This window comes from Mycobacterium sp. IS-836, from assembly GCF_001954275.1.
GTDB lineage: Bacteria > Actinomycetota > Actinomycetes > Mycobacteriales > Mycobacteriaceae > Mycobacterium.
Genome location: NZ_MBEU01000017.1, coordinates 56,903 through 75,451 on the forward strand (window position 1 = coordinate 56,903; position 18,549 = coordinate 75,451).

19 protein-coding genes are annotated in these 18,549 nt (G+C 65.1%); 8 read left to right on the forward strand and 11 right to left on the reverse strand.

The window, feature by feature from the left end; all coding sequences use genetic code 11:
• Positions 1 to 14: 14 nt before the first annotated feature.
• On the forward strand, positions 15 to 827 hold the full coding sequence (locus A5747_RS07605) for a C39 family peptidase (protein ID WP_083700221.1): 813 nt from the start codon (positions 15 to 17) through the stop codon (positions 825 to 827).
• A 98-nt stretch (positions 828 to 925) separates the two neighbouring features.
• Positions 926 to 1,771 (forward strand): hypothetical protein, encoded by an 846-nt coding sequence (locus A5747_RS07610; protein WP_076123099.1) that lies wholly within the window; start codon positions 926 to 928, stop codon positions 1,769 to 1,771.
• A 1-nt stretch (position 1,772) separates the two neighbouring features.
• On the opposite strand, the gene A5747_RS07615 is transcribed toward A5747_RS07610, so the two are convergent.
• Positions 1,773 to 2,207 carry a hypothetical protein gene (locus tag A5747_RS07615; protein WP_142245484.1) on the reverse strand — a complete coding sequence of 145 codons (435 nt, stop codon included), beginning with the start codon at positions 2,205 to 2,207 and terminating at the stop codon, positions 1,773 to 1,775.
• On the reverse strand, positions 2,204 to 3,076 hold the full coding sequence (locus A5747_RS07620; RefSeq protein ID WP_076123042.1) for an NYN domain-containing protein: 873 nt from the start codon (positions 3,074 to 3,076) through the stop codon (positions 2,204 to 2,206). Before A5747_RS07620 ends, A5747_RS07615 begins: the two co-directional genes overlap by 4 nt.
• Before the next feature lie 111 nt (positions 3,077 to 3,187).
• On the opposite strand from A5747_RS07620, the gene A5747_RS07625 reads away from it, so the two are divergent.
• On the forward strand, positions 3,188 to 3,877 hold the full coding sequence (locus A5747_RS07625) for a PadR family transcriptional regulator (protein WP_076123043.1): 690 nt from the start codon (positions 3,188 to 3,190) through the stop codon (positions 3,875 to 3,877).
• A 94-nt stretch (positions 3,878 to 3,971) separates the two neighbouring features.
• Positions 3,972 to 5,246 carry an amidohydrolase family protein gene (locus tag A5747_RS07630; RefSeq protein WP_076123044.1) on the forward strand — a complete coding sequence of 425 codons (1,275 nt, stop codon included), beginning with the start codon at positions 3,972 to 3,974 and terminating at the stop codon, positions 5,244 to 5,246.
• Here the strand turns inward: A5747_RS07630 and A5747_RS07635 are convergent.
• Positions 5,243 to 6,940 (reverse strand): 3-ketosteroid-delta-1-dehydrogenase, encoded by a 1,698-nt coding sequence (locus A5747_RS07635; protein WP_076123045.1) that lies wholly within the window; start codon positions 6,938 to 6,940, stop codon positions 5,243 to 5,245. The two genes, A5747_RS07630 and A5747_RS07635, sit on opposite strands and share 4 nt — an antisense overlap.
• A 102-nt stretch (positions 6,941 to 7,042) precedes the next feature.
• Here A5747_RS07635 and A5747_RS07640 point away from each other — a divergent pair, with 102 nt between their 5' ends.
• A complete protein-coding gene (locus tag A5747_RS07640; protein ID WP_076123101.1) occupies positions 7,043 to 8,179 on the forward strand; it encodes a Rieske 2Fe-2S domain-containing protein in 1,137 nt (378 codons plus the stop codon).
• Positions 8,179 to 8,478, forward strand: coding sequence for a ferredoxin (locus A5747_RS25415; protein WP_076123046.1), 300 nt, complete (start codon positions 8,179 to 8,181; stop codon positions 8,476 to 8,478). Before A5747_RS07640 ends, A5747_RS25415 begins: the two co-directional genes overlap by 1 nt.
• 1 nt (position 8,479) lies before the next feature.
• Here A5747_RS25415 and A5747_RS07650 read toward each other — a convergent pair whose 3' ends face one another.
• From A5747_RS07650 to A5747_RS07685, 8 genes are all read right to left on the reverse strand, one after another.
• Positions 8,480 to 9,088 (reverse strand): PaaI family thioesterase, encoded by a 609-nt coding sequence (locus tag A5747_RS07650; RefSeq protein ID WP_076123102.1) that lies wholly within the window; start codon positions 9,086 to 9,088, stop codon positions 8,480 to 8,482.
• Positions 9,085 to 9,657: a hypothetical protein gene (locus A5747_RS07655; RefSeq protein WP_076123047.1), complete on the reverse strand. Its 573-nt coding sequence runs from the start codon at positions 9,655 to 9,657 to the stop codon at positions 9,085 to 9,087. The genes A5747_RS07650 and A5747_RS07655 overlap by 4 nt, the downstream gene beginning before the upstream one ends.
• A gap of 15 nt (positions 9,658 to 9,672) precedes the next feature.
• A complete protein-coding gene (locus A5747_RS07660) occupies positions 9,673 to 10,458 on the reverse strand; it encodes an SDR family NAD(P)-dependent oxidoreductase (protein ID WP_076123048.1) in 786 nt (261 codons plus the stop codon).
• A gap of 18 nt (positions 10,459 to 10,476) precedes the next feature.
• The gene (locus tag A5747_RS07665) at positions 10,477 to 11,553 is read right to left on the reverse strand and encodes a hypothetical protein (RefSeq protein WP_076123049.1); all 1,077 of its coding nucleotides are present in this window, start codon (positions 11,551 to 11,553) and stop codon (positions 10,477 to 10,479) included.
• A gap of 48 nt (positions 11,554 to 11,601) precedes the next feature.
• A complete protein-coding gene (locus tag A5747_RS07670) occupies positions 11,602 to 12,582 on the reverse strand; it encodes an alpha/beta hydrolase (RefSeq protein ID WP_076123050.1) in 981 nt (326 codons plus the stop codon).
• Positions 12,579 to 13,415 (reverse strand): SDR family oxidoreductase, encoded by an 837-nt coding sequence (locus A5747_RS07675; protein ID WP_076123051.1) that lies wholly within the window; start codon positions 13,413 to 13,415, stop codon positions 12,579 to 12,581. The genes A5747_RS07670 and A5747_RS07675 overlap by 4 nt, the downstream gene beginning before the upstream one ends.
• A complete protein-coding gene (locus A5747_RS07680) occupies positions 13,412 to 13,891 on the reverse strand; it encodes a nuclear transport factor 2 family protein (RefSeq protein ID WP_076123052.1) in 480 nt (159 codons plus the stop codon). The genes A5747_RS07675 and A5747_RS07680 overlap by 4 nt, the downstream gene beginning before the upstream one ends.
• 123 nt (positions 13,892 to 14,014) lie before the next feature.
• On the reverse strand, positions 14,015 to 15,622 hold the full coding sequence (locus tag A5747_RS07685) for an acyl-CoA synthetase (protein ID WP_076123053.1): 1,608 nt from the start codon (positions 15,620 to 15,622) through the stop codon (positions 14,015 to 14,017).
• A gap of 102 nt (positions 15,623 to 15,724) precedes the next feature.
• On the opposite strand from A5747_RS07685, the gene A5747_RS07690 reads away from it, so the two are divergent.
• Together A5747_RS07690 and A5747_RS07695 are read left to right on the forward strand one after the other, a co-directional pair.
• Positions 15,725 to 17,653 (forward strand): NAD(P)/FAD-dependent oxidoreductase, encoded by a 1,929-nt coding sequence (locus A5747_RS07690; protein ID WP_076123054.1) that lies wholly within the window; start codon positions 15,725 to 15,727, stop codon positions 17,651 to 17,653.
• Positions 17,650 to 18,537, forward strand: a complete 888-nt coding sequence (locus tag A5747_RS07695; RefSeq protein WP_076123055.1) for an SDR family NAD(P)-dependent oxidoreductase — start codon at positions 17,650 to 17,652, stop codon at positions 18,535 to 18,537. Before A5747_RS07690 ends, A5747_RS07695 begins: the two co-directional genes overlap by 4 nt.
• Positions 18,538 to 18,549: the final 12 nt, after the last annotated feature.

An 18,549-nucleotide genomic window follows, 5' to 3' on the forward strand; every position in this document is an offset into this window, starting at 1 on the left:
AACGGTGGTTCACTATGCCCATCAGCAAAACGGATGCCCGGACCCTCATCGCGACACGTGCTGCCGCGGTGGTTGTTTGCCTTGTCATCGCCACCGCCCCGGCTCTGGCAGCGTGCGGATCGGGCACGTCGTCGACGTCGTCGTCCACCAGCGCCGCACCGTCCCTTGCAACCAGCAACGCGGCGTCCCCGGCTGCCGAGGGAGCGCCCAGCAACTCGCCGTCAACCCCGCAGCCAACCGCCGGTCCCGGCGTCTACGGCGACCCGGGTGCGGCGGTGAAGTTTTGGCGTGCGCAGTCAAAGGAAGACAACTGCGGGCTGATGGCCGTGTCTTACATCGTCGGCGAGCGCACCGGTAACCAGCCGAGCGAGCAAGAGATGATCACGCTGGCGCAGAGCACCCCATCGAGCGTCAACCCGGGAACGATGATCTATGCGGCCTCAAACGATCCGAGCCATGAGGGCGCCAATGGCGGTGTCTCCGTTGAGGATTTGGTCGTGCTGCTCGACCACTTCGGCATCAAATCGGCGATGACCTATGGCGACCAGACCAGTATGGAGCAGCTGCAGCAGTATCTCGGTGGTGGCCGCAAGGTCATCGCCTGGGTCAATTCAACGATCATCGGCGACCAAACGGGTAACAGCACCGACCAGCGCACCAAGGCCGATCACTACGTCGAAATCACTGGTATCGACACCAACAAGCAGATCGTTCACCTCAGCGACCCCGGCGTCGACCACGCCGACGAGCAAATCCCCGTCGCCACCTTCACGAGTGCGTGGCAGACCGGGCAGGACACGATCGTCGCCACCGCGCCGCCCGCCTGAGCGCGCCGCGGCGCCGGTGCCCGGACGCTACGGTGGAGCGGATGTCCGAGTTGAGTAGGCCCAAACGCCAACCCGTGCGCGGCGCGCTGCGCGCCTCGATGAGTGCATCGCCCGCTCATCGCGTGGCCGCCGAACGGGCCGCCGAAGACTTCGGCAAGGGTCCGTGGTCGGCGTTGCGGTCCGAGGTTCGCTGGGCGTTCACCCCGCCGCGCATCTGGCTGTCGGGGGTGCTGGCCAACCTGGTGCTCGCCGTGGCGTGGTTGGTGGTGCAGCACCTGACCGCGCCCGCCCATCACCAGACCCACTCCCACTACCATCACGCCGGGTTTTACCATCACCATCACTTCGACTGGGTGGTCCTGATCAGCACCTACTTCGCCTCGTTCGTGCTGGCCGACGTCACCACGACCAACCTGCTCGGCGCTGACCACCACCGCGTCGCAAAGGGCTTGTCGGACGGGGTGTCATTTTGGCGGGTGCTGTTGATCAAGAACCTGGCCCTGATTGTGATCGTGGGACTGCCGACTTTGGCGATGGCGATGGCATTGACGTTGTGGAAGCAAACGCCGGGGCACTTGGCCCAGACGATCCCCAACGTCGCCGTTCCGATAGTGACCTGGCTCGGCGTCGGCAACCTGATCTCCGTGTTGTTCCCGGTGGGTGCCGAGCCGCTGCTGCAGCGGTGGCAGGATCGCCGTGACTGGCGGCGTACCGGCGCCTGGATTCTCGCCCTGGCCCTGCCCTATGCGTTGTACTACGTCGCCGACCCGATGGGCGGAGTCGAACACAAAGTGTTGTGGACACAGGTGCCTGCGGCGATCGGGCCGGTGTTCGGCCGCGACACGAAAAGCTTCGTGCATCTCGGCATCGCCCTGGCCGTCTGGGCGGCGGGAACCGTGTTGGCCGTCCTGTGGGTCCGCAAGCGCGGACTGCACATCAGGTGAGTCAGCCCGCGGGCGTGATTCCCGAGCTGGAGATCGTGAAGCCGCGGCCCGAGGCGACCCTGCAGGTGATCCCGCTTACCTCCGACCGGCAGCTGAACGCGCCGAAGCTGGCGGTTTCGCCGTAGGGGAGCGTTGCCTGGCCCAATCCTGGGTTGCCCAAACAGGTTTCACCCGTGCAGACCGTGAACGCGCCGGCGGGATCCATGTGCACGGACCTGTGCGGCGACATGGTCTGGCAATAGGCTTCGTCGGGCATGCCAGCGCCGCGTTGGTAGTCGATCTCGCAGCTGATGTTGTGCGACGGGGAATAGAAGGCGCACACGTTGGCCAAACAGATCGGGTCGTCGGCGGCGGCACTGGGCATTCCCGCACAGCCGCCGGCCGCGACGATCCCGGCTACCGCGAGCCTCAGCCCGTCAGGCGTGAGGTGCCTCATGCGGTGTCGGTGTGCAGCCGCACCATGCGCGTCGTGCTGCTCTCGTCGAGGTCGACGAGATCGCTGCGCGAGCGCAGGAAGTCGCTGAATGACTTAAACCCCAAGGACTTCTCGCTGAACGACGGGTCCATCCGTTTCATCTGGGCCTTGACCGCCGAGTTATGGAGCCAGTCGGCGTCGTCCTTCTCCTGGCCGATGCGCAGCGCGCGCTCGAGCAGTCCGGTGGCGGCGGCTTGCGGGTCGGCGGGCGCCGGTTCGTCGTCGGGCTCGGACGCGTTGGTCTTTCGGCCGCGCCTGCCGTTCTTCGGGGCCGGCGCGGCGACGGTCGGGATTCCGGGAAGCGCGTCGTAGGTGACGAACTCGTCGCACGCGGCGGCCAGCGAACGGCTGCTGGCGCCCGCCACACCGATGCCGACGACGTAGCGGCCCAAGCGTTTGCAGCGCTGGGCGAGCGCGATGTAGTCCGAGTCGCCACCGACGATCACCACGTGGGTCAGGTCGGGAAGCCGGAACATGTCTTCGACCGCGTCGACGGCCAGGCGGATGTCGGCGCCGTTCTTGCCGTAGGCGGCAGCCGGGAACAGTTGCACCAGATCGACCGCGCGGCCCACGAGCTGGCCGTGGTAGGCGGCATTGACGTCGGCGGACCAGTCCGCGTAAGCGCGGGTGAGCACGAGAGTGCCGAACGACGAGGCGAAGTCGATCACCGCGCCGATGTCGACGGCCGCCAACTCGAGACGCTCCTTGTCCAGCCCCTTGGCTTTGTCGCGCTGGAATGAGTTGCGCCCGTGCACCTGGTCGTACCGCGAGATGACGATGTTGTCGAAGTCGAGATAGACCGCGACGCGCGTGGGGCCGGATTCGGTCATGGTGCCAGCGAACCATACCGATCACCTTGGGTGAAGCCGTCATCATCGCTGGTGTCCCGGCCAGCGGTCAGTGTCACGCAAAGTTCCGTTCTGTGTTGTTAACCTGGCGGCGTGGACTCCGAGACGGACGCTGCCAGCGAGAACCCGACGAAGGCGGCACTCGCCGCTACCAGTTGGGCGCTCCTGGGCATGATGTCCTACGAGGAGGAAGTTTCTGGCTACGACCTCAAAAAGTGGATCGATTGGAGCGTCGACCTCTATTACTGGAGCCCGTCGTACAGCCAGATCTACACAGAGCTGAAGAAGCTCGAGGGCCTGGGACTGGTGACATCCCGCGTCGAACGCGACGAGGGTACCCGCAGCCGCCGGCTCTACAAGATCACCCCGGCCGGCATGGAAGCCGTCACCGAGTGGACCAACGACGCACCCGTGGACCCGCCGGTGCTCAAGCACAGCGTGCTGCTGCGGGTGACGTTCGGGCATCTCAGTAACCCAGCTCGACTCAAGGAGTTGTTGCAGGAGCACGTGGCGTACGCCGAATCCCGGCATCGCAAAGCGATCGAGGATGCCGAGGGGGCCGAGGCCGAACCCGCCTGGGCGTATTCGGTGATCGCCTTGCGTTGGGCGGCGAAATACTATGCGGCAGAGCGTGAGTTCGCACTGGAACTGATGAAGGACATCGACGAGGCCGACGCCGTCATCGCGAAGGCCGCCAAGGGGGGTTTCGGGAGACCCCGCCCTACGCCTGGCTACTGGCGTGAGGTCGAGAAGCAGGTCGAGGCCAAGCGCGCGGCGGACTAGCCGATTCGAAGTGTCCCGCTCACTGAGATGAGCCGTCGCTAGCGGTTCGGCCGGCCCGGAACCTAGCGAGTACATTTGCAACAACGGAGGACCGATGGCTGCAAGCTGGGACACGATCGATCGCTACGTCGTCATCTCGACGGACACCCACGCCGGGGCGGATCTCCATGACTACAGGCAGTATCTGCCCGCCCGCCTGCACGACGAGTTTGATGCCTGGGCCAAGGAATACGTCAGCCCGTTCGACGACCTGATCATCGCCACTGCAGACCGAAACTGGGATCACGATCTCCGGATCGCCGAGATGGACGCCGACGGGGTGGCCGCCGAGGTGTTGTTGCCGAACACGGTCCCGCCGTTCTTTCCGACCACTCCCAACATCACCATCAGCCTGCCCCGGACCCGTGACGAGCTCGAGAAGCGGTGGGCCGGAGTGCAGGCCCACAATCGCTGGCAGATCGACTTCTGTTCGCTGGCCCCGGACCGCCGCCGCGGGTTGATTCAGGTCTTCCCCAACGATGTCGATCTGGCTTTGGAGGAGATCCGCTGGGGCGCGGAGCAGGACTGTTTCGGCGGCGTGCTTATCCCGCCAGTATCGCCCGGCGACCCTCAGGTGGCCCCGCTCTTCCATACCCGCTACGAGCCGATCTGGGCACTCTGCACGGAACTGGACCTGACTGTGGTGCAGCATGCGGGGGCCGGTAGCCCCGAGATGCCGATGGACCAGCCGGCGTCTAACGCGGTCCTGATCACCGAGATGGCGCTGTGGGCCCAACGGACGCTCGGCCACCTGATCCTGGCCGGGGTGTTTGAGCGCTACCCGACGCTGCGGTTCGTACCGACGGAGCAGGGCACGTTGTGGGTTCCTCCGCAACTGGCGATGCTCGACGCCATGGTGCCCACCATGAAATCCGAGGCTCACAACCGCACCTACGGGATGTTCGGCGGGTCGTCGGTCGACGCACTGACCATGACCCCGAGCGAATACGCCAAGCGCAACTGCTACCTGGCCAGCGAGCTGGCACCGTTTGACGCGGCGATGATCGACTTCATGGGGGCTGACCACATCATGTGGGGCAGCGACTATCCCCACGAGGAGGGCTTCGCGCCCCAGTCCAAGCTGGCCATCCGCTGGGCGTTGCATGACAGGTCCGAGGACGACTGCCGAAAGATCCTGGGCGGCAACGCGGGCCGTTTGTACCGGTTCGACCTCGATGCGCTGGCACCGGTCGCCGCCAAGATCGGTCCGACGGTCGCCGAGGTGCATACGCGGCTCGAGGACACCGGCTATCGGGCGCCCGCCGCGTTCGGCTACCGGCCGTTCGAGGGCGGGCTGGCCCTGCGGCGTCGGGCCCCGGAGCGCATTTAGCCCGCTGCGTCGCGGGCCGCGATGTAGCCGTACACCAGCCCCTGCGCGATGGTCGCGCCCGCGCCTGGATAGGTCGTGCCGAACGCATTGGCTGCGGTATTGCCGATTGCATACAGCCCGGCGATGACGCCGCCGTCCTCGCGCAGCACCCGCGCGCGCTCGTCTGCCCTCAGTCCGCCGCAGGTACCCAGATCGGACAGCACCATCTTCACCGCGTAGAACGGGCCTTTGATCAACGGACGCAGGTTGGGGTTCGGCTTGATCGTCGGGTCGCCGTAGTAGCGGTCGTAGGCGCTGCGGCCCCGACCGAAGTCGGGATCCGTACCGGCAGCGGCGTTTTGGTTGAAGCGAGTCATCGTCTGGAAGAATTCCGATACCGAAACACCCATGTGCTCGCCCAAAGCGCTGAAGTTGTCGGCGCGCACCGCGATGCCCGCGTCGTACCACGCCTGTGGAATCCGCATCCTCGGAAAGAGCACGGCACCAAAGACATAACTGTTGCGGTATTGCTGATCGAAGATGATCCACATCGTGTCGACCGGGCTTCCGGCCCGTTCCAACTCGAGCAACCGCTGGCCGAAGGACATGTAGTCCGCCGACTCGTTGGCGAACCGGTGGCCGTTTTGGTCCACGATCAGACAGCCCGGAAGTGATCGCTCGGCCAGCATCACCGCGGGTGCCTTACCGGGCAGCGGCGCGACGGCGGGGAACCACCATGCCTGATCCATCAGATCGAGGTCGGCGCCCAATTCCTGTCCCGCCCGGATGCCATCGCCGGTATTGGTGTTCGCGCCCAGGCTTACGTTGGCGCCCAACGACTCCGACTGGAATTTCCACCGCATATCCATGGCGTGGTCGAAACCACCGGTAGCCAGCACCACGCCACGGCGGGCGGTGACGGTCACCTCGCGTCCGTCATGGTCCACGACAGCGCCGGTCACGCGGTCGCCGTCGCCGGTGAGACGCAGCAGCGCGGTGTCGGTCCACACGGCGATACCGGCGCGCAGCACACCCGCGAACAGCCCGGCCATCAGGCCCTGGCCGCCGGCGGCGTAACGCCGGCCGAGCAGCCGCCCGCCGACGCCTTGCGTCACTCGCTTGCCGAACGTCGGAATGCCCTTGTGCGGTACGCGTGCAACCAGGTTCATCCAGCGGTAGTCGGCGCCTGTGGTGGGTATCGGGACGCTCGATTCCATCACGCCGGGCTGTAGCCGGGCACGGTACTCGCCGAGAATCGAGGTATCGAAGGGGCGGCATTCGCAGGTGCGGCCCGCCGCGCTGCCGCCGGGCTCCTCGGGGTGGTAGTCGGAGTAGTCCCGAGCCCAAAACAGTCGTAGTGGGGTCGTCCGACGCAGCATTTCGACCGTCGCGGACACGTGCGCTAAGAACTCGGACGAACGCTGTCGGGACGCCGATCCTGCGACCACCGAATCCAGGTAAGCACTGGCGCGCTCCGTGGTGTCGTCGGCGCCGGCCTCTCGCAGCACCGGGCAGGCGGGGAGCCAGAGAGCACCACCGGACCGCGCCGTCGAGCCACCCACGTAGCAGGACTTTTCCACGATCAGCACGGACAGCCCGAGTTCATGGGCCGCCAGCGCTGCGGCCATGCCCGTGCCTGAGCCGACAACCAAGAGGTCGACGGTCGTGTCGGCCACCGGAAGTCCGGCAGGGATGGTCGTGCTGTGCGCAGTCACGGTGAGAACGGTAGGCCGGGGCGGCGCGACGCAGGAAGACCCGTCCTGATGAGTGGAACAAGCGGCTGCCACAGGTCGGGCCGGGGGAGTTAGATCATGGCGATGACGTCGCAGACTGAGGCCGACCCCGTTCGGCTTATTGAAGCGCAGGCCGCACCGACCCGCTTCGCCCGCGGCTGGCACTGCCTGGGCCTGATCAGAGATTTCGGTGACGGCAAGCCGCACGCGATCGACGCGTTCGGGCACAAGCTTGTCGTCTTCCGGGGCGGCGACGGCAACATCAGTGTGCTCGATGGTTACTGCCGGCACATGGGCGGTGATCTCTCGCAGGGCGAGGTCAAGGGCAACGAGATCGCGTGTCCGTTCCACGACTGGCGTTGGGGCGGCGACGGCCGCTGCAAGCGGGTGCCCTACAGCAGGCGCGCACCAAAATTGGCCCGCACACAAGCGTGGACCACGCTTGAGCAGGACGGCATGTTGTTCGTCTGGAACGACCCCGAGCGCAAACCGCCGCCGCCGGAAGTCGCCATCCCGCGCATCGAGGGCGCCACCAGCGACGACTGGACCGACTGGCACTGGTACACCACAGTCGTGCATAGCAACTGTCGCGAAATCATCGACAACGTCGTGGATATGGCGCACTTCTTCTACATCCACGGCTCGTTGCCCACGCATTTCAAGAACATCTTCGAGGGCCATGTGGCGACGCAGTACATGAACGGCGGAAGTCGCCCCGACCTGGGGAGTACCGAAGGGTCGCAGATGCTGGGTACCACGTCGGTGGCGTCCTACTACGGCCCGTCCTTCATGATCGACGATCTGACCTATCACTATGAGGACGGTGATGCGAAGACGATCCTGATCAATTGTCATTATCCGATTGACTCGAATTCTTTTGTGCTGCAATACGGCATCATCGTGCAGAAAACGGACACGTTGCCCGGGGATCAGGCCGCGGAGGCGGCGATCAATCTCGGCGACTTCGTGAAGCTGGGCTTCGAGCAGGATGTTGAGATCTGGCGGCACAAGGCGCGCATCGACAACCCGCTGCTGGTCGAGGAGGACGGCCCGGTTTACCAGCTGCGGCGTTGGTATCAGCAGTTCTACGTCGACGTCGCCGATGTGCAACCAGATATGGTGGACCGCTTCGAGTTTGAGCTGGACACCACCCGACCCTGCGAGGCGTGGATGAAAGAGATCGAGGCCAACATGGCGGCGCAGGGAGCCGGTTCGGTCTGATGAGGCTTGATCCGTCTGTCCAGCAGGACAATCGCCTCGACGAAATGCCGATGATGCCAGTCGTGTGCCGCAGTTGCGGCGCGCGCGTGTTGGCTCGCAAGAGCAGCTGGAACCAGACCAGTGTGCAGTGGAACGCCGACGCGACGGCGCGTTGCGCCGAGCGTGCCGAAGCTCAGAAGGTAGCTGCGCACGGCCCTGGTGTGTTCCTGGCGTGCTTAGCGCTAAGTGAGTCGATAACCGAGGCGGTGCGACACGGCGACCTAGCTATCGTGGATGAAATAGCAAGGGTGCCACTGTAATTTACGGCGCTGGAGGGGATTGCGACCCGTCCACACCCTTGTGTTCCCGTGGCGTGATGAATACACCCTCGGCTTCCACCGAGACGCCGTCGACGTTACGGAGTTGCCCGACCGCATATGTTTTGGTGCCATCGATCCGCTCCATTCGCGCCTCGGCTCGCAACGCACCTAGCCGGGTGGGGCGCAGATAGCGCACCGTGAGGGTGCCCGTGTAGGCGGGTTTACCCGGTTGGTGTGCCGTCGCGCCCAGGACATGGTCCAGGATGAGAGCGCACATCCCGCCGTGCACGTGGCCCGGCGGCCCCTCGTAGCCGGCGCCAAGGTGCACGTCGGCATGAACGCCGCCCGCCTCGTCGTGCTGGACGACTAGCGGCGGAGCGATCGGGTTACGCAGCCCGACGGCCACATTGCCCCAAACCACGTTTTCACCGTCGGGGTTGGTGCGCACACCGAACGATCCAGGCATGAGTCGCGTGCTCAGCAGCTCGACGGTTTGGTCGACCAGAGCCAAGGCCTGCGCCACGGTGTCTTCGTCGGCCTCGCTGCGAATGGTGACGTCAATGAGCCGTCGCACCGACGCCGTCAGTCGTTCGTGGAGGATGTCAGTCATGTGCGCCACCGTTCATCGCCGTCGCACAGCAGCGTCTCGATCGGATCGACTGAGTCGCAAGGGCTGCCGGCAGCTGCAAGCGCGTAGCCCTTGAACACCCGCGCCGCCGGGCTTAGCACATGCTGGACGGTGGCCATCGTGCGATTGACCCCGATCGGCCACCCCTCACCCCACAGCGCCACTTCGGTCAGCTGGTGGTCCAGGAATTTGAACACTGTTTCGCGGATGCGAACATCCCCGGTGAGGACCTCAGCGCTGACGGCCAAACTGTGCCCCGGGATGCGGCTGGCTGTCGAGACCAACTCCAACGCCGATTTCGAGTTGAGGTCCAAAGCCTGCAGCCCGAGGATCCGTAGCGGCCGGGTATCGCAGCCGCGCGCTAGCAATACCGACACCGACCAACCCGCCCTGGCCCGGTCAAACAGCCAACCCCCGGCAGACTGCACGACGTCCGCGGCGCCCGCGGCAAACACGTCAAGTCGATATCGCAAATACTCGTCATCAGCGCGGGTCGCTCGCTCGGTTGCGATCCCGCCGGTCCGGCTGATGTGAATACTCGTGACCATCAGTTCCTTACTTGGTCCTCAGGCGTGCGCGCCGCCGTCGATCCGGATCTCGGTGCCCGTGATGAACGCACCGTCGTCGGAAGCCACCATGGCGATCACCGACGCGACGGAGCTCGGGTCGCCGAGGATGGCGTCGGCTCTCCCGTGCAGCAACGGTGTCTGCTTGGCCCACAACCCGATGTCGTAGTCGGCGGGCATCTTGTCGAGGGTGCTCAGCGCCAGCGCAGTGGCGACGCCGCCCGGTTGGATGTTGACGGCGCGCAGCCCCTGTTTGGAGTATTCGAGGGCTAAAGAATGCGTCAACGACAACACTCCACCCTTGCTGGCGGCATACGCGGCCATGTAGGGATGCGCGAAAGACGCTGCGGTGGAGGTGAAGTTGACGACCACACCGCGGCCGGATTCCAGCAGAGCCGGCAACGCCTGGCGGATCATCAGGAAAGTGCCGGTCAAGTTCACCGCCAACGTGCGGTTCCAATCGTCCAGCGTGTGCTCATGCGTGTTGGCACAGCGCTGAATGGCAGCGGCGTTGACCAACACGTCGAGGCCGCCCAGATCGTCGACGGCACGGCTCACCGCGCCGACGACCGCGTCTTCGACTGACACATCGACTATCTCGGTGCTCAACCGTTTAGCCGTGCCGGCGGTTTCTGCCGCCGCGGTGGTTAGGGCCAGGCCGTCAGGCGAAACGTCATATCCCACTACGGTGCCGCCCTCGTCGAGCAGTCGCAGCGTGGTGGCCTGCCCGATGCCCGAGCCCGCGCCGGTGATGATAATTCTGCGGTCGTCGAATCGATCTAGCATGCAGTGCCTTTCGTCATTTCAGGCCGGCTGGAAGGCGCTGATCGGCGCCTCGTGCGGATAGTGCGACGGACCGCCGAAGTCATAGGCCGCGTTGAGGGTGCGGATGAACTCAGGGTCGTGCAGTGGGTCGTCCGGCATGGCAAGTTTTATGCCCTGAGCATTGACGTCCTTGACCATGGTGTCGATGGCCCGCTCGGGGGTCAGGTCGTCGGAGCCTTCCATGTTCTTCTTGAGCTCGTCGAAATCCGAGAACACCTCGGCCGACCAGTGCACCAGGAACCGCAGTTCGTCGGTGTGGTGGCGCGCGATCACGTCGTCGCCGTTCTTCAGCAGCCAGTGGTCGCGGTCGTCAGGATCGCCGGTGAAAACCGTGTCGAAGGCCAAACCAGCCGGAACCTGTTGGTCTAGTGGCCCGTTCGCCTCGCCGCGGTGCACCATCATCTCGTTCTGCACGACCACGCCGCGGTTGTTGATTGGCGGCAGGACTCGCTGCGGGGGCTGCAGCGGACCGTTTGGCCAATAGGTGAAGCCGCTGCCGGCATCCAACGAAAACCAGGTAATTACCTGCGCCATTTTGATCAGGTAATCCTGGAAGAGGCCCGATTTGCCCATGACGCTGGTGAGCCATGTCGGCGCGTTCTCGTATCGCACGCCGCGGAAGCTCGGTGAATCCAGATGCCCCGGATCACGATTGGCACATGGGCCGTTGATGTTGAACAGCATCAGCTGCGGCTTGGCGTATTGCGCGTTCCAATAGCTCTTGGCCATCTCCAGGAACCGCGCGTTGTAGAAACAATCGTGCAGTTGGGGGTAGAGCACCGCGCCATAGTTGGCGAGGTAGCCGCGGAAGGTGGGCGTGATGAACAGGTCCAGCGACGGCTCGAAGCCTTCGGGGAAGGCGCCGCTCATCGTGGCGATCAGTTCCTCGGGGGACGCGAAGTGTTGCGCAATGATCAACTTCCACGGGCCCTCCGTACGCACGACATCGAGCAGGCGTTCGCGTTGGTCTTCGGTGTAGACGTTGTCGATCTCGCGAGGGGGTGCCGCTGGCCGCAACACGTCGGAAAGCTCCATCCGTCGCTCGTCGCTGAGCATCAGCTGTCTCCTTCTGCCAATTCTGCGTTGGCGTGATTGTGCGCGGCGTCAGTGCCCCGCGGCGGCGCCCTGTCCGGTGATCGGGACGTCGAATCGGATCGGGTGCGCGAACTTCGCTCGCAGCAGCGCGCCGATCTCGGCGACGGCCAGCCGGCCCCGCGCCGTTGCGTCAGAGCGCATAAGAAAGCCGTGATACATGCCGGGATAACGGGTGGTGGTGGTCTGTACGCCGGCTTCTCGGAGCCGGGCCGCGTACCGTTCACCCCAGTCCTGGATCGGATCGCAGCCCGCAGTCACTACGACCGCCGGCGGCAGGTGGGACAGATCGGACGCGTAGGCCGGGACCAGGTACGGGTCGCGGGGCGGACCGGTGTTGCCGTCGGCGAGGGCATGCATGTAGTCGATGTCGTCGCGTGCGAGCAGCGGTGCATCAGGCAGCGCAATGATCGAGGGAGCGGTCATGTCGCGATCCAAGCCCGGATACAGCAGCACCTGCGCACAGATCTCCGGCCCGTTCCGGTCGCGTGCGGCCAACGCAACCGCGGCCGCCAGGGACCCGCCTGCGCTGTCGCCGACGACCGCAACTCGGTCGGAGTCGACACCGAGGCCGCGTGCGTTCCGTGATACCCACTCGGTCGCGGCGTAGGCGTCGTCGAACTGCGCGGGGGGCGGCGACTCGGGCGCCAACCGGTAGTCCACGGCCACGACGGTGGCGCCCGACGCCGACGCCAACTCGCGGGCAAGCGGTTCGAACGAGTGGTTGGAGCCCATGACGAGCCCACCGCCATGAAAGTAGACCAGCACGGGCAGAACGGAATCGTCTGTGGGACGGTAGATCCGGACAGAAATCGATCCGGCGGGGCCGGGTATCGTCATATCGCCGATGGTGGCCATCGCGGGCATTTCATCGGGCAGTGGCGCGGATTCGACCGCGGCTCGCACCGCGGCCAATCCGCGCTGGCGCATCGGTGGGACCGCTCCGAAGGACGCCACTCGCGCGGCGGCGTCGGGATCGAGTGCCGGCGTCACCTCAGCACCGGAGGTCGTTGTGCAGCAAGCACATTCGCGCGGTCTGCCATGGCCAATGCGACGGTTTGCTGGGTGAGTAGATAGAACCTTCCCTCGGCGGCCTGCTCGAACAACGTCTCAGCGGCCGCAAGCGGATCCATTGCCGCGGCCTTGATGTCCAGCATGGCGGAGCGTTGCGCCTCGGCGGCACCGGCATCGCTGGCGTCAGGGCCGACTCCGCCGGCCGCCTCGAAGATGTTGGAGACCACCGCGCCGGGCAGCACGGCCTGGACGTGGATGTGGTGGCCGTGCCCGGCCAATTGAACATCCAGATGCAGGCACTCGGTCAACGCGAGCACCGCGTGTTTGCTCATGATGTAGGGCGCCTGCAACGGGATTGCGCGTACTGCACCGACCGACGACAGGTTCCACACCCAGGCTTCCTCGTCGGTGGCCATCATCTTCGGCAGAAATGCGCGGATACCGTGGAAGACGCCGCTGATGTTGATGTCGACGACGCGCCGCCAGTTGGCTATTGGGGTGTCCCATAGGTAGCCGAACTGCTCGATGCCTGCGTTGTTCACCAGCAGCCGCACCGGGCCGACGTCGCGGTAGACCCGGTCGGCGAGTTTCTGGACGGCGTCCGGGTCGGTCACGTCGCACACGATGTCTACCGCCGTGCCGTCCGCTTCGCAAAGTTCGTCGCGCAGCGCGGCGATGGCAACGGCATCGACGTCGGCAAGGACGACGGCCATGCCCAGGCGGCTGGCGTATCGCGCCATTCCCGCGCCGACCCCGGCGCCGGCCCCCGTGATGACGGCGACACCGCCGGAGAATGTTGCGCGTGCGCTCACGAACCTGTGGCGCTGTCGGCGGCGAGCTCCGACAGTAGGACGGAGTCGGTGGCGTCGAGCACGACGTCCATCTCGGTGAACACCAGCCCGGTCTCTTCGCGCCGGACGCCGACGTTGACGACGCCGCTGGACACCGTGAACGGTACGAAGTTGGCGATTTGGTTGACGAGGATGTAGAACCGCGCGCGGGTAACGTCACCGTCGGTTCCGGTGCGGTGCACATTGGTGGCGTGGTGGCGGAGCGGGTATGGGCTCTGCTTGCGATGTTCCGACAGCCACTCCATCACCGCGTCACGGCCGTGCAGTTCGGGTGACATCAAGTCTTCGAACGGGCTGGCTCCGGAATCGCTGCGGGTCAGGTAGTGCACGTCTTCGGCGTAGCTCGCGGCCAGTTCGTCGTAGTGCGCTTCGTCGTAGTGGTACCAGAAGCTGCCGATGAACTCCTGCAGTTCCGGCAGCGTGACGTCTTTGCTCATGTCGGCGAGTCAACCCTGGTGCGGCCCTGATGACACCGCGGATGCCCGGTCAGTGGAACACCGTACCGGCGCCATGAAAAGGATCTTCGTCATTCCGGTGTGAAGGTGGAGGGATCGGCCGGCTCATCGCAGATTCGACAACCGCTCGTCAAGGCTGAAGCCTTCGCGCAGTTCGCGTTTAAGCAGTTTGCCGCTGGGATTCTTCGGCAGTGAATCGACGAAGAAAATGCGTTTTGGCGTCTTGAATCCGGCCAGATGCTCCCGGCAGTGCACGAGCAGATCGGTTTCTGTCACGGCGACTCCGTCGCGGGGCACCACCGCCGCCGCCACGGCTTCCACCCAGACCGGATGCGCCAAGCCGAATACCGCGACTTCCTGGACCCCGCTGTGTCGGTACAAGACTTCCTCAACTTCGCGGCTGGCCACGTTCTCGCCACCCGATTTGATCATGTCCTTCTTGCGGTCGACGACGTGCAGCAGGCCGTGCTCGTCGAAGTAGCCCAAGTCGCCGGAATGGAACCAGCCGGCGCGGAAGGCCTCGGCAGTCCGTTCGGCATCGTCTAGGTAGCCCAGCATCAAATGCGGGCTGCGGTGGGCGATCTCGCCGACGACACCGGTGGCCACCGGGATGTCGTTGTCGTCGAGAATCGTCGTCTCCACATTGACCACGGGGCGGCCGGCCGCACCCGCGTGGGCGTCCTGCTCATCTGGCCCGAGCGCCGACGCGAGCGGCGCCATCTCGGTCTGACCGTAGAAGTTCCATAACCTCAGATTTGGTAGCCGGGTCCGGATCTCGTTGAGGACCTCGACGGGCATCGCCGAGGCGCCGTAGTACCCCTTACGCAGGCTGGACAGATCCACCTCGTCGAAGATCTGGCAGCGCAGCAGGCTGATCCATACCGTCGGTGGCGCAAAGTAATTCGTCACGCCATAGCGTGCGATGGTGCGCAGGACAAGTTCGGGGTCCGGACGGGGCAGGATGATGCTGGTAGCGCCGAGATAGATATCTGTGGCCAGGAAGTTGTCCAGCTGTGCGCAGTGGTAAAGCGGCAGCGAGTGGATCTCGATGTCGTCACCGGACATCGACCCGGCGACGATGGTGCTCACGTATTGCCACATCAGGCTGCGGCTGGAGTGCATCGCCGCCTTCGGGCGCGACTCGGTGCCGCTGGTGTACATCAGCCGTAGGAGCTGGTCGTCGTCGATGCGCGGGTTGGGGGCCGCGGCGGTACTCGTCAACCAATCTGCGAAGTCTTCCCAGCCCGCTGCAGCCGTGTGCCCGGCCGGCAGCAGCGCAACCCTCGTCGTGACTGAGCCGCCCAGTCGCATCGCTTTCTCAGCGGTCGGCATCAGCTCCGCCTCGACAACGAACCCCCTGACCCGGCTGTGGCCGAGGATATAGGCGATCTCCTCGGCGGTGAGCATGAAGTTGATCGGCACCAGGACGACCGCTGCGCGCGCGGTCGCGAAAGCCAGAACGGCGTACTGCCAGCAGTTGCGCGCCAGCAACGCGATGCGATCGCCAGGTGCAAAGCCGTTGTCGCGCAATGCCGCCGCCGCTCTGTCGATCCGATGATCGAACTCGGCGAAGGTCAGTTCGACATCCCCGTCGATGATCGCAGTCTTGTCCGGTTGGCGGCGGGCCGATCGGCGAGGAATATCGCCGAGCGTATGACCGCTCGCCTGTGCGACTAGGGTGCGCACCCGTCCGTCGAAGCGCACCCGATCCATGTTTCGGAGAGTATGCGTCGGATGCCGTCGCGGGTCTACTCCTGTCCCGCTGAGTAGACAGATGGCCGCGCGACCCAACCGTCCGCCTCGATACTCGATGGCATGACCGCCGCCACGGAATCGACGTCGCCCACCGGCCCCGCCGTTCCCGACCCCGGCGAACTGCGGGACAACCTGCGGCAGGCCGACCCTGGCGTCCTGGTCGCGGTGTTGGCCCAGCTCACCGGAGACCCGTCGGTGATCGAGACCTACGCGCCCAAAATCTCGCACATTCCTGACCCACCCGAACGGGCCGGTGTCACCGACCCCGAAACTGCCGAAGCGCTGGTACGCGCCGTCATTGACGCGCTGGCTCAGCCCCGGCGAGCCGATGCGGTGGCCGCCGCCGACCGGGATTTGTTCGCTCGACTGCTGCCGATCGCGCTGGGTTCGGAAGTCGAGGACGAGCAGGTCGACCTGCTACTCGAGCAGGGCGGCTTCCAGCGGTCGCAGCCGACGCTGCCGCGCACGGTGCCGATCCCCGATACCGTGAAAATCGCCATCATCGGAGCGGGCATCGCGGGGATCAGCGTCGCGCTGGCCGCCGCCGCGGAGGGCGTGTCCTACGAGATCTTCGACCGCAACGCGGAGGTCGGCGGCACTTGGCTGACCACAACCTATCCGGGCATCGGCGTCGACACCCCGTCGGCGTACTACTCGCTCTCTTGGGAAGTCAACCCCGACTGGAGCAGCTACTATCCGCAAGGCGCGGAGTATCAACGCTATCTGGTGGCCCTCGCCGACAAGTACAAGCTGCGCGAGCGGACCCGGTTCCGCACCGAGGTCGATGCCTTGTGGTGGGACGCCGATCGAAACCAATGGCAGATCCATTCGGTCGATGCCGACGGCCACCGTGACATCAGCTACGCAAGCGTAGTGATCACCGCGGCCGGCTACCTCAACCGGCCCCGCTGGCCCGATGTCAAGGGGCGAGAAACGTTCGCGGGCATCAGCATTCACTCGGCCCGGTGGGATTCCTCGGTGGATCTCACCGGCAAGAAGGTGGCGATCATCGGCGCCGGGTGCACCGCGGTGCAGATCGTCGACGCGTGCGTCGACCAGGTGGACCACCTGACGATATTCCAGCGTCAGCCGCACTGGGTGGCGCCACGCAAACGTCCCACCGACGAGGTCCCCGCGCATCGGCGCTACCTCGGGCGTCACCTGCCGTACTACGCGAATTGGAACCGGCTCAAATCGTATTGGGGAACCGCCGACAACAACTACCCGGTCATCCTGCAGGACCCGGAGTGGGCCAAGGACCACCTGTCCATCTCTGCGGCCAACGACGTGCTTCTGCAGATGTGCCTGGCGTACATCGAGCAGACCTTCGGCGAAGACACGGAGTTGGCCAAAAAGGTCACGCCGGATTTCGCACCGTACGGCAAGCGGATCATCCGCGATCCGGGCGGGTATTACGCGGCGTTGACGCGCGACCATGTTGACGTGGAGGCCAGCGAACCGGCCGAGGTCAACGCGAAAGGCATTGTCACACAGGACGGTCGGCAGATCGACCTCGACGTGATCATCTATGCCACCGGCTACTACCTGGACTTCCTGTCCACAATCGACATCCGCGGCCGTGACGGCAAGAAGCTGACAGACGAATGGGGCGAAAGTCCTCGTGCCTACCGCGGCGGAACCGTACCCGGCTTTCCCAACCTGTTCACCATGTCGGCACCGAACTACAGCCCCGGTCACGGCGCCGGCGCGAACTTCTCAATGGAGGTGCTCGCGCACTACATCATCGAATGCCTGCAGTTGATGGCGCTGCGCGGCGCCGACACTATCGAAGTCACTCGGCGGGCGTACGAGGACTACGTCGCGGAAATCGACGAGACGATGATGGGTACCGTGTGGTGCCACACGCCGAATGCGCACACCTACTACCGGTCGGGATCGGGGCGGGTGGTGGTGGCGACGCCATATCGACTGGTCGACGTCTGGCATCAGCATCGCGCGCCGATCGAAGAGGATTTTACATTGCGATGAGCCAATTGCTCACCGGCAAGACGGCTTTGGTCACCGGCAGCAGCCGCGGCATTGGACGCGCAATCGCCCAGCGTCTCGCCGCAGAAGGCGCGACCGTCGCGGTCACGGCCCGTGCCTACCAACCGTCGCAGTCCATCCGGGCCGGGGCCACCTCGGCGCTACCGGGCACGATCGACGAGACCGTCGCCCTGATCGAAGAGGCTGGCGGATCAGCGTTCGGACTGACCGCGGACCTCGAGGACGGCGCGGCGCGCGATGGCCTGGTGGACGCGGTGCTGGAACGCAGCGGCCGCATCGACATCCTGGTCAACAACGCCGGTTTCGCCGACTACTCGGTGATCGAGAACATGTCGCTGGAAACCTTCGACCGGACCATCGAGCACTATCTGCGGACGCCGTTCGTTTTGACCAAAGCTGCGGTGCCACATATGCGTAGACAAGGTGGCGGGTGGATCGTCAACATCGGCTCGGTCACCGGTGTGGCTCCAGTGCGGCCGTACCGGGAGTACAACAAAACTGCCGGTGACGTCATCTACGCGTCTTGCAAGGCCGCACTGCATCGCTTCACCCAGGGCGTCGCTGCGGAGTTGCTCGATGCCAACATCGCCGTGAACTGCGTCGGCCCGTCGACGGCCGTCCGCACACCTGGTGCTGCACAGTTGATCCCGGAGACCTTCTTTACCGAGCCGGTCGAGTATCTGGCCGAGACGGTGCTCGCGATGTGCCATCTGCCGGCCGCGCAACGCACCGGCCTGGTGGCCTTCAGCCTGCACTACCCGTGGTCACATGGGCTGCCGGTGCGCAGCCTCGACGGTAGGTCGGAGCTGCCGCCGCTGGAACCGCCGGCATCTGCTAACCCGAATATCCTCCCCGCCGGGCTATAGCCTGAAAGATAA